General features: G+C 61.5%; 13 protein-coding genes and 2 pseudogenes. 1 reads left to right on the forward strand and 14 read right to left on the reverse strand.

Going from position 1 to position 13,688, the window contains the following annotated elements:
• Positions 1 to 41: 41 nt before the first annotated feature.
• The 3 genes and pseudogenes from AC5WJ1_RS30110 to AC5WJ1_RS30120 form a co-directional block, all read right to left on the reverse strand.
• Positions 42 to 1,019, reverse strand: coding sequence for an IS30 family transposase (locus tag AC5WJ1_RS30110; protein ID WP_494477401.1), 978 nt, complete (start codon positions 1,017 to 1,019; stop codon positions 42 to 44).
• A 51-nt stretch (positions 1,020 to 1,070) separates the two neighbouring features.
• Positions 1,071 to 2,621 (reverse strand): class I adenylate-forming enzyme family protein, encoded by a 1,551-nt coding sequence (locus AC5WJ1_RS30115; RefSeq protein WP_494477402.1) that lies wholly within the window; start codon positions 2,619 to 2,621, stop codon positions 1,071 to 1,073.
• 10 nt (positions 2,622 to 2,631) lie between these two features.
• Positions 2,632 to 3,550 (reverse strand): annotated as a pseudogene (locus AC5WJ1_RS30120) (NAD(P)H-dependent flavin oxidoreductase).
• Positions 3,551 to 3,669: 119 nt separating this feature from the next.
• On the opposite strand from AC5WJ1_RS30120, the gene AC5WJ1_RS30125 reads away from it, so the two are divergent.
• Positions 3,670 to 4,657 (forward strand): IS5 family transposase gene (locus AC5WJ1_RS30125; protein WP_494477119.1). Its coding sequence is split into 2 segments (ribosomal slippage): positions 3,670 to 3,804 and positions 3,806 to 4,657, totalling 987 coding nucleotides; the frame shifts between segments, so codons are not numbered across the junction.
• A gap of 178 nt (positions 4,658 to 4,835) precedes the next feature.
• On the opposite strand, the gene AC5WJ1_RS30130 is transcribed toward AC5WJ1_RS30125, so the two are convergent.
• The 11 genes and pseudogenes from AC5WJ1_RS30130 to AC5WJ1_RS30180 form a co-directional block, all read right to left on the reverse strand.
• A complete protein-coding gene (locus AC5WJ1_RS30130; protein WP_494477120.1) occupies positions 4,836 to 5,231 on the reverse strand; it encodes a tripartite tricarboxylate transporter substrate-binding protein in 396 nt (131 codons plus the stop codon).
• Positions 5,232 to 5,265: 34 nt separating this feature from the next.
• Positions 5,266 to 5,652, reverse strand: a pseudogene (locus AC5WJ1_RS30135) (tripartite tricarboxylate transporter substrate-binding protein); the annotation flags it as partial.
• A 283-nt stretch (positions 5,653 to 5,935) separates the two neighbouring features.
• Positions 5,936 to 6,706, reverse strand: coding sequence for an enoyl-CoA hydratase/isomerase family protein (locus AC5WJ1_RS30140; RefSeq protein WP_494477121.1), 771 nt, complete (start codon positions 6,704 to 6,706; stop codon positions 5,936 to 5,938).
• 50 nt (positions 6,707 to 6,756) lie between these two features.
• Positions 6,757 to 7,803: an acrylyl-CoA reductase family protein gene (locus AC5WJ1_RS30145; protein WP_494477122.1), complete on the reverse strand. Its 1,047-nt coding sequence runs from the start codon at positions 7,801 to 7,803 to the stop codon at positions 6,757 to 6,759.
• Entirely contained in the window at positions 7,800 to 8,942 is a 1,143-nt protein-coding gene (locus tag AC5WJ1_RS30150) for a CaiB/BaiF CoA transferase family protein (RefSeq protein WP_494477123.1), read from the reverse strand. Before AC5WJ1_RS30150 ends, AC5WJ1_RS30145 begins: the two co-directional genes overlap by 4 nt.
• A gap of 147 nt (positions 8,943 to 9,089) precedes the next feature.
• A complete protein-coding gene (locus AC5WJ1_RS30155; RefSeq protein ID WP_494477124.1) occupies positions 9,090 to 9,500 on the reverse strand; it encodes a PaaI family thioesterase in 411 nt (136 codons plus the stop codon).
• A 25-nt stretch (positions 9,501 to 9,525) separates the two neighbouring features.
• Entirely contained in the window at positions 9,526 to 10,461 is a 936-nt protein-coding gene (locus tag AC5WJ1_RS30160) for an electron transfer flavoprotein subunit alpha/FixB family protein (protein WP_494477125.1), read from the reverse strand.
• An 18-nt stretch (positions 10,462 to 10,479) separates the two neighbouring features.
• Positions 10,480 to 11,229 carry an electron transfer flavoprotein subunit beta/FixA family protein gene (locus tag AC5WJ1_RS30165; protein ID WP_494477126.1) on the reverse strand — a complete coding sequence of 250 codons (750 nt, stop codon included), beginning with the start codon at positions 11,227 to 11,229 and terminating at the stop codon, positions 10,480 to 10,482.
• A gap of 57 nt (positions 11,230 to 11,286) precedes the next feature.
• Entirely contained in the window at positions 11,287 to 12,270 is a 984-nt protein-coding gene (locus AC5WJ1_RS30170; RefSeq protein ID WP_494477403.1) for a Bug family tripartite tricarboxylate transporter substrate binding protein, read from the reverse strand.
• Positions 12,271 to 12,354: 84 nt separating this feature from the next.
• The gene (locus tag AC5WJ1_RS30175; RefSeq protein ID WP_494477127.1) at positions 12,355 to 13,122 is read right to left on the reverse strand and encodes a glucose 1-dehydrogenase; all 768 of its coding nucleotides are present in this window, start codon (positions 13,120 to 13,122) and stop codon (positions 12,355 to 12,357) included.
• A 68-nt stretch (positions 13,123 to 13,190) separates the two neighbouring features.
• Entirely contained in the window at positions 13,191 to 13,670 is a 480-nt protein-coding gene (locus AC5WJ1_RS30180) for a MaoC family dehydratase (protein ID WP_494477128.1), read from the reverse strand.
• Between the last annotated feature and the right edge of the window lie 18 nt (positions 13,671 to 13,688).

Here is a 13,688-nt window from a genome sequence, read left to right on the forward strand (position 1 = left end):
TCAATGGGCGGTTTCAAGTGCGAAGTGCAACACCCTGCAAATTATTGAACAGGCAGCTGGTCTGAGGGATTAGCCAGAACCTGAGCGAGGGCTTGCAATGGGTTGTGCCAGTTAAGGGTTTTGCGAGGCCGGGTGTTGAGACTGTCGGCGATGGCATCAAGCTCCTCCTGAGAGTGGACGGACAGGTCGGTGCCCTTGGGCAAGTACTGGCGCAGCAGACCGTTGGTGTTCTCGCAGGAGCCGCGCTGCCAAGGGCTGTGCGGGTCGCAGAAGTACACGCGCACCCCGGTGGCAGCGCTGAGTTCGGCGTGCCGAGCCATCTCACGGCCCTGGTCGTAGGTCAGCGTCTGGCGCAGCGGCGCGACCATGGATTGCAGCTTGGCGGTGAAGCCCGCCAAGGCCGAAGCAGCAGTAGCGTCGGGCATCTTGACCAGCAGTACAGCACGGCTCATGCGCTCTACTAGCACGCTCACGGCCGATTGGTTGCCCGCGCCCTTGATGAGATCACCCTCCCAGTGCCCGGGCATCAGCCGGTCGTTGACCTCGGGCGGGCGCACATGGATGCTGACCATCTCGGGAATCTGGCCGCGTCGGTCAGTGCCACGTGAGCGCGGGAGGCGCTTGACGCGGCCTTGGCGCAGGCAGGCGATAAGCTGGCGGCGCAGTTCACCTCGCGGATAGGCGTAGATGGCGTTGTAGATGGTCTCGTGGGACACGTTGCGGTCGGGCTCGTCAGGAAAGGCGCGCTTGAGCGTAGCGGAGATTTCCTGGGGCGACCACTTCTGGTCAAGGAAGTGGCGCACCACGCCCCACAGCACGCTATCAGGAGCCAGCTTAGCTGCTGGACGGCTGGCCTTGTGGCGTTGCGTACGGCAAGTTTGCGCGTTCATTGCGTCATAGCCGCCACGGGCGGTGGTATTGCGGCGAAGCTCACGCACCAGTGTCGAAGGCGCGCGGCCAAGCCTGCGAGCCATGGCTCGCAGGCTGACATCTTCTGCCTTCCAAATCTCGATGCGCATGCGTTCTTCGGGTTGAGTTGTTGGTACTTCGTTCTTGTCATTCACCACACCTTACCGAATGGCAAGGTGTTGCACTTCAGATTTGAGGCCGCCCTGCTTCAACATCTCGGACATTTCCAACAAGGCACGCTTAAGTACTTTGCCGCTCGATGTCATGGGCAAGGCATCCTCCTTCACGATGCGTTCCGGGTACTTATATGGCGCAAGATTGTCCCTCAGATAGCGTTCGAAGGACGGCATTTCCAGCGGCAAATCACCTTCTGTCTCAACGAAGGCCAATATCTGCTCATTGCCATCGGCTTCCCTGTGACCAATAACGGCTGCATTGCGAATAGCAGGATGTCGAAGCATCACCGCCTCGATTTCTCCCGGATAAACATTGAAACCGGAGCGGATAATCATCTCCTTGAGCCTGCCAACCACGAACAATGCACCGTCGGGCGCTTGCGTCCCGATGTCACCGCTGGCGTACCAGCCACCTGGCCGCATGGCCTCGGCTGTCGCCTGTGCATCACGGAAGTAACCTGGCATCAGGCCCACCCCTCTTAGCCAGATCTCCCCTCGCTTACCTTGCGCAACCTCATTCCCATCCAGGCCGACCAGCCGCAGCTCCGCCCCCTCAAGGAGGTAGCCCGCGGAACTATCGTCGCGAGACTGCCCATCCCGCACCATGGTCGCCCCGCCGGCGTACTCGGACATGCCATATCCGTGATAGACGGGCTGCCCGAAACGCTTCTCGATGGCGCGCTTTAGTGTCAGGTCCAGCGGAGCGGCCCCGGAATAGATGTATCGCAATGTCGGACAAGCGGGATGCTCGACCCGTTGCTCGCCCAGCCACGACATCAACCGACTGAACATCGCGGGTGGCCCCTGCAGGATCGAAATGCCGTGGTGCGCCAGGGCATCGAACACATCCTCGGGATCGAATCGGCTGCGCATGACCAGGCTGCTGCCTGCATAAAGCGATGCCACCAACATGGCCCCCAGGCCAAAGATATGAGTCATCGGCAGATAGGCATGCGAACGATCTTGCGGCTTCATATGTCGGCAGTCTGTTGCTACCTTCGCGTAGTGGAGGAGACCCGCATGGGTCACCTGAACGCCCTTGGGTGTACCGGTCGTCCCTGAGGTGAAGATGACAGCGGCCACCTCTTCTGCCAGCGGTGACGGCTCGGATAGCGCCTCCTGACGCACTGGGCTACGCAACAATCCGCCTACAACTGACGGCCGGGCACCATATCTTCGCCCATGCTCAGCCGCGACACCTGAGATACCGCTCGTAAAGTATGCGACGCGGGCGTCAGCCTTCTTTGCGAAGACATCGATCTCCCCCGCAGCCATCCGCGCGTTGACGCTACAGGCCCAGGCACTCACCCTGCTGCAGGCTAGGATCAATGCAACATGCTCGGGACAATTCTCGGCCAACGCGAACACCCGGTCGCCTGGGCGCACGTCCAGCATTCGAAGCTCTTGCTCCAATTGATTGACCCAACGCGCAAGGTCTGCAAAGGTCAGCGGACCATCCAATGTATGAAGAAAGACCTGGTCCGGGACGGTTCGGAAACGCAGATCGAACAGCTCATGAATTCTGTTAGCTTGCATTGCGTTCACTCTATGCTGCTGCAAATGCCGAGCTGGCGCGTGCCAGATGAGCGCGGCACTCTTCCACCATCCGATGAATCAGTTCCGCGCAACCGGGTATATCATCGATCAGGCCCACGACTAATCCAGTCGAGATCGCCCCACCCTCCACATTGCCGGAAGCCAGGGCCTCACGCCCGCGCGCGCCAGCCACCAGATGCCGAATTTCCGAGAACTCGCACCCGCCGGCCCGACGCTCCATTGCAACGACTTCCTCGGATACGGCGTTGCGCAGGACACGAGAGGTGTTGCGCATAGATCGAAACATCAGCCGAGTGTCGCGTTCGGTCGCTTCCACCAGCGCCTGCTTGATGTTCGCATGCACTGGCGACTCTTTCGTCGCCTGGAAGCGGGTGCCCATATTCACCCCTTCCGCACCGAGCGCCAGCGCCGCGGCCATGCCTCGCCCATCGGCAATGCCGCCCGAGGCAATCACCGGAATTGTGAGGGCGCGCACCGCCAGCGGAATCAGGATCATTCCGGGTATGTCATCTTCGCCCGGGTGGCCGGCACACTCGAAGCCATCAATGCTGACAATATCGACGCCATTGCGTTCCTGACAGCGCATGGCGCACAGCGGTGCATTTGTGGACGATCGTGATGCCCTTCTCCTTCATCCGACCGATGAATTCTACAGGGCTATTTCCTGCCGTCTCGACTACCTTGATCCCCCCATCGATGATTGCCTGGAGATAGTCTGCATACGGCGGAGGGTTGATCGTAGGAAGGATGGTCAGGTTGACGCCAAATGGCCGGTCAGTCATGGTGCGCGTGCGCGTGATCTCCCGCAGGAGATCGTCCGGCGTCGGCTGAGTCAGCGCCGTCAGGATCCCCAGACCGCCGGCATTTGAAACAGCCGACGCCAGTTCCGCTTTGCCCACCCATTGCATTCCGCCTTGAAGAATAGGGTACTTGATTCCTAGGGGATCGCTGATTAAATCAGTGCGCGAGTCATCGAGGCATTGGGTGGGCGCGTTGTCATAAGCGTGTCCATGATTCAGGTCTTGTGATGAAGCGACAGATCAGTTTTGCGGAAGCGGAAAGCCACGGCAAGAAGCGTGTGACGCGCCGCCAGCGCTTCCTGACGGAGATGGAAAGCGTGGTGCCGTGGGCGCGCCTGATTGCGGCGGTCGAGCCGTACTACCCCCAAGGGCAAACGTGGCCGGCCGCCGATCGGCCTTGAGCGGATGCTGCGCATTTACTTCCTCCAGCAGTGGTACGGGCTGTCGGACGAGGCACTGGAAGACGCGCTGTACGACAGCATGGCGATGCGGGCGTTTGCCGGGATCGACCTGGCAATCGAGGCGGTGCCAGACGCGACCACGCTGCTGAAGTTTCGCCGCCTGCTCGTCGAGCATGAACTGACGCGAAAGCTGTTCGACGAGATCGGCATCATGCTGTGCGAGCGGGGACTGATGATGAAGGAAGGCACGATTGTGGATGCCACCCTCATCGAGGCGCCACCGTCGACCAAGAACAAAAAGAAGAGCCGCGACCCGGAGATGCACCAGGCAAAGAAAGGCAATGCTTGGCACTTTGGGATGAAAGCCCATGTCGGTGTGGATGCAGCCTCTGGGCTGGTACATAGCGTGGTGGGCACAGCGGCCAACAAGTCCGACGTGTCGCAGGCACACGCCTTGCTGCATGGCCACGAAGACCATGCGTTTGGCGACGCAGGCTACACGGGCGTGGACAAGCGCGAGGAACTGCAAGGCAAGACCGTGAAGTGGCAGGTGGCCGTCAAGCGCGGCAAGATCAAGGCGATGCGCGACGGAGCGATCAAGGACTTGCTGATCGCCGTCGAGCGGGCCAAGGCCCAGATTCGGGCGCGGGTCGAGCATCCGTTCCACGTCATCAAGAATCTGTTTGGTCATCGCAAGGTTCGCTACAAGGGCCTGGTCAAGAACACGGCGCAGTTGTTCAGCCTGTTTGGTTTGGCGAATCTGGTGTTCGCCAGGAGGCTGTTGTTGGCCTCAGAGGGGAGCAATCCGTCCTGAGCGCGCAAAGCGCGGCCAAGAAAGGTGCGAAACGCGAGAAAGACGGCTTGAATCGTCCTATCTCTCCCGCATTGCGAAAGCTGAAGTCCTTGGCTTGTGCAACATCAAGCGCAAACCTCATTGATCAGCGATTCCCTAGTTTCTCGGTGACACGTGTTTTCATTTTATCATTCCGACTTTAGTTGGAAGCGCGCGATTCCAGACGCTTGATCAAGATCCGCTGACGCTCAAACTCGTCGCGGGCATATGCCCCGTAGGCGTTACTGTTCAGGTAGGCATTCTCGAGTTCGACCCGCCGCAGCGCTGTCGAGCCTTCCGGCCCATCCAGAGCTTTCCGGAAAGCATTATGCAGTACCTTTACCGTCGCAGGATTCATGCCCTTGTGGCCAACCAGCCCAAATGGCGCCATCGAAACCATGTCGTAACCCGCGTCTCGCAGCGTGGGCACATTCGGATACCGACTGATAGCGCTCGGGGTCCAGGTCATCAGCACCCGCAAACGACCCGATGCGGTATGCGGTGTCAATGGCCCACTTGCGATAGCGATGTCTACATGCCCCCCCGAGCAGGGCATTCACCACATCGGCTTCACCCTTATACGGAATGTGGTTCAGCCGGATGCCAGCTTTCTCCATGATCTCTTCCATGGTGAAATGCATCGTGCTGTTGGGGCCTGCAGAGCCGAAGCTGATCTTTCCCAGATTCCTTTTTGCGTCAGCAACCAGCTCATTCCATGTTCTCCAAGGCGCATCGGCACGCACCGCGAGGCCAAACGCATAACCAGCCAGTCGAATGATGTAAGTGAAGTCCTTGAGCGGATCAAAGGCAGTCTTCTGCAACTGTGGAATTCGAAAAGCGGCCTCAGGAATGAGGCTCAGGCTATAGCCATCCGGCGGCACCTTCATCATCTGGATTGCCCCTAGCAAGCCCGATGCACCAGGCTTGTTCTCGATCACGACAGCCTGTCCGAGAGTTTCACTGAGCGAAGGTTGCATGGATCGCAACAGGGAATCCGTAGCGCCACCTGCCGCATACGGCAGGACAACTGTCGCCGGGCGGGTCGGAAAGCCAGCCGCTGAAGCAGCGCTTCCACATGCAACTACCGCCGTGTAGGCAGCCGCAACGCCGAGAAACTGCCTACGTTGGACGTCAACCTTCTTCACTGTACTGGCTCCTTGAAATGAATCGGATAGCGCAGGAGAACCGGGACACCTGGGAACCTGAAATATTCCGACGACCTGAAGTATCAGATGGGTCGGTCAGGGTTTCGCACTTCAACTATCTGTCCTTGAATTCGGCTTTTCGCTTCTCGATGAATGCCTGCATACCTTCGTTGGCATCTGCACTTTGGAATGCAAGCGTAATCAGGTCGGCTTCGATGCGTAGCCCTTCTTCCAGTCCGACCGACAAGCCGCGCGCAACCGACTCGCGGATCAGGCGGGAGGCCGTCTTGCTGTATTGCGTGAGCGGCGACAGGAACTCCTGTGCAGCAGCGACAAGCTTCCCACTGTCAATCACCCGGGACACCAGGCCGCAAGCCAGCGCTTCGCTGGCCTCCATCACCCCTCCGGACAGCATCAGCTCAAGTGCCCTGGCCTCCCCGATCAGGCGCGGCAGACGCTGCGTACCGCCATAGCCCGGAATCAACCCAAGCTTGACTTCTGGCAGACCCAGTTTCGCAGTCGGGGCAGCAAGTCGGAACGTACAGGCCAGGGCAATCTCCAGACCGCCACCGAAGGTGTAGCCCTGGATAACGGCAACGGATGGACTCCGTAACCGCCCCAGCCGGGAGATAGTCGCCTGTCCGCGAAGCGTGTCCCGCTTCTGTTCTGCCGGCGAGCGGCCATTCAGTTCTTTGATGTCGGCACCGGCACAGAACGCCTTATTGCCAGCACCGACCACGATGACGCCCTTTGCATCCGAAGCCTCGATCTCGTCCAGTGCCTGGTCGAGGTCGTCCAGCAAGGCAAAGCTGATGGCATTCAGCGCTTCGGGCCGATTCAGCGTCAAGACGGCCACGCCGTCCACATAGGCGACATTCACGAGCATAGGATTCATTCGGATAGGAGTGAGCGGGTAACGGCGTTGCCGTGACGCAGCTAGAACGCAACAACCGTCCGCCCGGTGCTTTGACCGGCCAGCATCTGCTGGATTCGGTCCGGTAGCTGGTCAAGCGCGATGATCTTCGTGTTGTGCCGCAATCGAGCAGGCTTCAGGTCTGTGGCGAGGCGCTGCCACAGCATCGCTTCCAACTCGCCGTAGTAGCTGACGTTGACGCCAAGCAAGCGAATGCCGCGCAGGATGAACGGCAGCACTGAAGTAGCCAGTTCGCTTCCGCCGGCATTGCCCACGCTGGCAATGACACCGCGGGGCCGAAGCGTGCGCGTCAGCCAAGCAAGCTGGGCACCGCCGACGTTGTCAATTGCGCCAATCCAGCGCGAACGTTCCAGTGGCCGGCCGCTGTTTTCGATACTGCTGCTGCGGATCACCTCGACGGCGCCAAGGCGCAGAAGCATGTCGTCCTCATCGGCCTTGCTGGACATGGCCGAGACGCGAAAGCCGAGGCCGCTCAGCATCTCCACGGCCATGCTCCCGACGCCACCGGTGGCACCATTGACCAGCACGTCGCCTGCGGCGGGCTCCAATCCGTTCTCCAGCAACAGATGCACGGCAATGGCTGCCGTGTACCCTGCCACCCCGAGCGCCGCCGCCTCCAGCAAATCCAGGCCATACGGGAGCGGCAGGGTGTGTTCGGCACGCAGTCGCACATACTGGGAGAAGCCGCCGTCTTCGTCTACTCCAAGCCCACGCGCATACGCCATCACGGCATCGCCGGGACGGAACCGGACGTCGTCAGACGCCACCACTACCCCTGAGACATCGCTGCCTCCGATGCGAGGGAAATGCCGGATTACATTCCCCTGGTCCGTGGTGGCCAGCGCGTCTTTGTAGTTCAGTCCGGCATAGGCTGATCGCACCACCACTTCCCCAGGCGTTAGCGTATCGAGCGACACATCCGTGATTGCCCCACGGACCCGATCCCCGCGGCTGATCTGATAGGCCCTGAAGGATGCCGGGACTGCCGCCGCCGCGTTGGCACTGGCGCTCGCCTGGTTTGCGCAACCGGCCATGGCGTCAGTCTTCATGCGCCGCCTCCGCACAGCTGACCCCATTGGTCGGCCGCCACGTCGCCAAGCCACGCACGCAATACCTCGATCCCGCCTTCCCTGCTTGGCGCGGTCGGAGGGCGTGGCAACTCCGCCCGACTACGCGAGAATCGCGGCGCGGGAGCCGGCTGCACCACCCCTTCGACTTCGACAAACGTGCCGCGGGCCTTCAGATGCGGATGATCTGGCGCCTCGTCGAACGTCAGTACCGGGGCGAAGCACGCATCCGAGCCCTCCAGGAGCGAGCACCACTCGTCCCGCGTCTTGCTGCGAAAGCGCTCGGCAATGACCGATCTGTTGTGCGGCCAGCCCGCGCGGTCGTCCTGCACCGCCAGTTCGGACGGATCCAGCCCGAGCCGGGCAAGCAGTTCGTCGTGGAACTTTCCCTCGATGGGCGCGACGGACACCCATTTGCCGTCGGCGCACTCATATACGTCATAAAAGTAGGCGCCCGAGTCCAGCAGGTTCGTGCCACGGCTGCCAAGCATCCCGGCCGCATGCATGCCGATCATCGACGTGGCCAGCGCCGCGGTGCCGTCCACGATAGCAGCGTCCACCACCTGGCCCTGGCCCGATTGCCGCGCTTCAATGATTCCCGCCAGCATGCCAAGCGCAAGATAGAGGCCACCGCCACCAAAGTCGCCAACCAGATTCAGTGGCGGCGTGGGAGGCTCTCCCTCGCGGCCAATCCGGTCAAGCACGCCGGTCAGCGCTACATAGTTGAGGTCATGGCCTGCCGCCTGTGCCAGTTGGCCTTCCTGCCCCCACCCCGTCATGCGGCCATAGACAAGGCGGGGATTTCGCTCGAGGCAGGCTTCAGGACCCAGCCCCATTCGCTCGGCCACGCCAGGGCGAAAGCCTTCGATCAGGCCGTCCGCTTCCTCGATCAGGCGCAGCGCGAGTTCCCTGGCTTCCGCCTGCTTCAGATCCAGCGCGATCACCTGGCGGTTGCGCAGCAACAGGTCAAATTGCAGGGGGCGCTTCACCCCAAGCCCGCTCGGTTCACGCCGCTCGATACGCAATACGGTCGCACCAAGGTCGGCCAGTGTCATGGCTGCCATCGGTCCCGGGCCAATGCCGGCCAGTTCGACGATCTTGATTCCTTTCAGTGGCCCCACGTCAGTCTCCGTTCTGTTGGGCTCGAAACCATGCTTATCCGGCGTGAGCCCGTGTCAATGCCATTGCCCTCATGCCAAGGTGTTCGCGGCTTGTTTCCGGGCGCAATCCGGAATCTCCTCACTCCACCTTGATCGCACCTTTCACATTCATGCTTTTGGCCTGGCACCGACAAAGTACAGCGCACGGCCGCTCGCCACCATGCGGCCCGACGTGTCATACACACGGGCCTCCGCAGTTGCCACAGTGCCACCCTGATGCACGATATTCGCGTCCACACGCAAGTCGCCGGGTGTTGCGACGCGATGATAGTCAACGTGCAGGTTGAGGGTGGGCACGGCATGGCCGATCCTGGCCGCCACGGCGTAGTCACCAGCGCCGTCGATCAGGGTGGCAAGAATGCCGCCATGCGTGGATTGGCGTTCCGGGCTTGAGACCAGTTCATCACGCCATTTCACTGTCAGGCTGACCGAGTCCTCGCCAACCGCCTGCACCGCCATGCCAAGCCAGCGGTTGAGCGGCGAGCGGTCAACGATTACCTGCATTTCCGACACGTTCATCACGTTCTCCTGTTTGCCAAGGGCATCAGCCCAGTGCCGCGGCCAACTCCGGCACCACGGTGTTCAGGTCGCCCACCAGGCCGTAGTCAGCCACGGAGAAGATCGGCGCTTCGGCATCCTTGTTGATCGCGACGATCACCTTGGAGTCCTTCATGCCGGCCAGGTGCTGGATCGCGCCGGAGATACCGACGGCGATGTACAGCTGCGGCGCGACGATCTTGCCGGTCTGGCCGACCTGGTAGTCGTTCGGCACGAAGCCGGCGTCCACGGCGGCGCGCGAGGCACCCAGTGCGGCGCCCAGCTTGTCGGCCAGCGGCGTCAGCACCTTGGTGTAGTTCTCACCCGAACCCACGCCACGGCCACCCGAGACGATGATCTTGGCGGCGGTCAATTCCGGACGGTCGCTCTTGGCCACTTCGCGCGAAACAAACTGCGAAACGCCTGCGTCGGCCACGGCCGGCAGGGTTTCAACGGCGGCCGAGCCACCTTCGGCGGCAGCGGCGTCAAAGGCGGTGCCGCGCACGGTGATGACCTTGATCTTGTCTTCCGACTTGACCGTGGCAATGGCGTTGCCGGCGTAGATCGGGCGCTCGAACGTGTCCGGGGCGTCGACCTTGGAGATTTCCGAGATCTGGGCCACGTCCAGCTTGGCAGCCACGCGCGGCAGGATGTTCTTGCCGTACGGGGTGGCCGGAGCCAGGATGTGCGAGTAGTCGTTGGCGATGGCCAGCGCCTGCTCGGCCACGTTCTCGGCCAGGCCGTCACCGAAGTACGGTGCGTCGGCCAGCAGGACCTTGGTCACGCCGGCGATCTTGGCGGCGGCGTCAGCCGCGGCCTTGGCGTTGGAACCAGCCACCAGCACGTGCACGTCGCCGCCGCACTGGGCAGCGGCGGTCACGGTGTTCAGCGTGGCGGCCTTGATGGATTGATTGTCGTGTTCAGCAATGACGAGTGCAGTCATGTTATTTCTCCCCCGCGCTCAGATAACCTTGGCTTCGTTCTTCAGCTTCTGCACCAGCGTCGCGACGTCCGGCACCATCACACCCGCGCTGCGCTTGGCAGGCTCGACCACCTTCAGGGTCGACAGGCGCGGCTTGACGTCGACGCCGAGGTCTTCCGGCTTGACGATATCGAGCTGCTTCTTCTTGGCCTTCATGATGTTCGGCAGCGTGACGTAGCGCGGCTCGTTCAGGCGCAGGTCGGTCGTCACCACGGCCGGCAGCTTGAGCGACAGCGTTTCCAGGCCGCCATCGACTTCACGCGTCACCGAGGCCTTGCCGTCGGCAACCACCACCTTGGAGGCGAACGTGGCTTGCGGCAGGCCAGCCAGCGCGGCCACCATCTGGCCGGTCTGGTTGGAGTCGTCGTCGATGGCCTGCTTGCCCAGGATCACCAGTTGCGGCTGTTCCTTGTCGATCAGCGCCTTCACCAGCTTGGCCACGGCCAGCGGTTGCAGGTCTTCGTTCGATTCCACCAGGATGCCGCGGTCGGCACCGATGGCCATCGCGGTGCGCAGGGTTTCCTGGCACTGCGTGACACCACACGAGACGGCGATCACTTCGGTGACAACGCCGGCTTCCTTCAGGCGCACGGCCTCTTCCACGGCGATTTCGTCGAAGGGGTTCATGCTCATCTTCACGTTGGCCAGATCGACGCCGCTGCCGTCCGCCTTGACGCGGACCTTGACGTTGTAATCCACCACCCGCTTGACTGCGACCAGTACTTTCATTGCGCTCGTTCCTTCAGGGGAAGACACCACATCGGTGCCAACCCGTTCATTTGATTTTCAATCGAGTTTGATATTGGCCTGGCGGATGAGCCTTTCCCAGCGCGCCTGCTCCGACCGCAGGAATGCACCATACTGCTCCGGCGGCGCATATCTGACTTCCGCACCCTGCTCGCTGAGGCGTGCCTGGACCGTCTTATCATTCAGCGTTCCATGGAGTGCCGCGGAAACGCGCTTGATAATGTCTTGCGGCGTACCAGCCGGTGCGACGATGCCCGACCAGGCCCCAAGTTCCAGGCCAGCCGCCACGCTTTCGTTAAGCGTCGGAACTTGGGGCAACCAGGGCAAGCGCGTCAGGCTCCCAACCGCCAGCGGCCGCAAGCGTTTGTCGCGAATCAGGGGAACGACGCCACCCGACGTTCCCATGTAGATCTGGACCTGCCCGCTTACCAGGTCCGCTAGCGCAGGCGCCTCGCCACGATACGGAACGTGCGTGCCATGGGCACCGACCGCGTTCTCGAACATCAGCATCGAAAGGTGGGTGATGTTGCCGCTGCCGGCCGAGCCGTAATTCAACTCCCCGGGGCGGGCCTTCAGCGAAGAGACCACATCCTTGACCGTGCGCACCGGTGCGTTGGGGTTGGATACGAGAACGATGGGCAAATTGGCTGCCAGCCCTACCGGCGCGAAGTCCTTCTGCGGATCGTAGTTGAGTCGCGAGTAAAGCGATGGACTCAGGATGATTGCTGAGGTGTTGTAAAGCAACGTATAGCCGTCAGCTGCCGCTTTCGCCACGACTTCCGCAGCAATATTCCCGTTTGCTCCCGGTTTGTTGTCCACCACCACCGGCTTGCCCAGATTCTCGCCAAGCTTCTGGGCAAGGATGCGGGCAACGACATCCGTGCCGCCACCGGCCGAGAATCCCAATACGAGCCGGATCGGCCGGCTTGGGTAATTGTCCTGCGCATTCGCAATCGCCGTCAGGCCCAGCAGGCCTGCCACCAGCTTGACCGCGAACGCCGCAGGTCGCGGCTTGCGTTGCATCGTCTTCACTCGCACAACTGTCTCCCTTAGTGCTCAGGCTCGCCCTGGTGCATGGGCCCGGGCACGCCCCTGCTCGTTTGCCAGTCAGCCTGCCATGGTCAGGCCACCGGAAACCGACAGCACCTGCCCGGTGATGAAAGCTGCATCATCTGAAGCCAGGAAGCAGACCGCCCCCACCACATCCTCCGGTTGGCCCAGACGGCCGAACGGGATGGCCTTGGCCAATGCGCCACGCAGCTTTTCGCCACTCTCGCCTTCGCCGGCAAAATCTCGGAACAAAGCCGTATCTGTCGGCCCCGGGCAGACCACGTTCACGTTGATCTTCTTGCGGGCCAGCTCGCGCGCCAGGGTCTTCGAGAATGCAATGATCCCGCCCTTGCAGGCGGAGTAGACGGACTCGCCGGAAGAGCCCACACGGCCCGCGTCCGAGGCAATATTGATCACACGGCCAGCACCGCGCGCTGCCATGCTTTTCACCACCGCCTGGTGCAAGTTCAGCGGACCGACCAGATTGATCGAAATGATTTTCTGCCAAAGATCCGGCGTCGTATCGACAAAACGGGCAGCGAAATCCCAGCCGGCGTTGTTGACCAGTACATCCACAGGTCCGAGTTGCTCCTCTACTGCAGCCACTGCCGCATTGACACCGGCGTTGTCGGTAATGTCGACGGCGTAGGCACTCGCCTTACCACCAGCTTCACGGATCTGGGCCGCTACCTGGTGCGCTGCCTCCGCATTGAGGTCGAACACGGCAACAGCGGCCTTTTCCTCGGCAAAGCGCTTGCACAGCGCCGCACCGATACCACCAGCGCCGCCCGTCACGATAACTACCTTTTCCTGCAGACCTTTCATCACTCACTCCTCTGGCTATTTATCGAAGGTGACAATGCGATAGCGTTGCCACCGAGACGGTGTCCGGCTTACTGCGAGTCGCGGCACTTGATCATGCGCAGCGGGGTATAGACCAGCAGTTCTGTTCCGTCCTGCTTCACCACGCGATTGCGCGTGCGCACCAGGCCACGGCCGGGCCGGCTCTTCGACCGCCGCGCTTCAATCACCTCGCATTCCACATGCAGTGTGTCGCCGGCAAAGGCAGGGTTCTTGATGTCCAGTTCCATATTCAGGAACGCATAGCCGGTCTTTTGCATGGTGGACTGCGTGAGCAGGCCCTCCGCGAAGCAGTAGACCAGCGAGCCCGGCGCCAGGCGACCCTTGATGTCCGATTCATGCTTGAGGAACTCCATGTCGGTGAACAGCACTTCCGTCATGTGGATCACGTTGATGAATGCACAGATGTCGGCATCCTGAATGGTGCGTCCGATGGTCCTGAACTTGCGTCCTACCGGAAGGTCTTCGAAGTACATGCCGAGCCCGACAGTTTGAAGCGTTGCGTCTTCCATGGGAGCTTCCTTTCGTTA

The organism is Cupriavidus sp. MEYA8, from assembly GCF_059278825.1.

What these genes read in the sequence shown, in the direction of transcription:
- AC5WJ1_RS30110 (WP_494477401.1), bottom strand. Translation starts at nt 1,019, where the DNA reads ATGCGCATCGAGATTTGGAAGGCAGAAGATGTCAGCCTGCGAGCCATG.
- AC5WJ1_RS30115 (WP_494477402.1), bottom strand. Translation starts at nt 2,621, where the DNA reads ATGCAAGCTAACAGAATTCATGAGCTGTTCGATCTGCGTTTCCGAACC.
- AC5WJ1_RS30130 (WP_494477120.1), bottom strand. Translation starts at nt 5,231, where the DNA reads ATGCCCTGCTCGGGGGGGCATGTAGACATCGCTATCGCAAGTGGGCCA.
- AC5WJ1_RS30140 (WP_494477121.1), bottom strand. Translation starts at nt 6,706, where the DNA reads ATGCTCGTGAATGTCGCCTATGTGGACGGCGTGGCCGTCTTGACGCTG.
- AC5WJ1_RS30145 (WP_494477122.1), bottom strand. Translation starts at nt 7,803, where the DNA reads ATGAAGACTGACGCCATGGCCGGTTGCGCAAACCAGGCGAGCGCCAGT.
- AC5WJ1_RS30155 (WP_494477124.1), bottom strand. Translation starts at nt 9,500, where the DNA reads ATGAACGTGTCGGAAATGCAGGTAATCGTTGACCGCTCGCCGCTCAAC.
- AC5WJ1_RS30160 (WP_494477125.1), bottom strand. Translation starts at nt 10,461, where the DNA reads ATGACTGCACTCGTCATTGCTGAACACGACAATCAATCCATCAAGGCC.
- AC5WJ1_RS30165 (WP_494477126.1), bottom strand. Translation starts at nt 11,229, where the DNA reads ATGAAAGTACTGGTCGCAGTCAAGCGGGTGGTGGATTACAACGTCAAG.
- AC5WJ1_RS30170 (WP_494477403.1), bottom strand. Translation starts at nt 12,270, where the DNA reads ATGCAACGCAAGCCGCGACCTGCGGCGTTCGCGGTCAAGCTGGTGGCA.
- AC5WJ1_RS30175 (WP_494477127.1), bottom strand. Translation starts at nt 13,122, where the DNA reads ATGAAAGGTCTGCAGGAAAAGGTAGTTATCGTGACGGGCGGCGCTGGT.
- AC5WJ1_RS30180 (WP_494477128.1), bottom strand. Translation starts at nt 13,670, where the DNA reads ATGGAAGACGCAACGCTTCAAACTGTCGGGCTCGGCATGTACTTCGAA.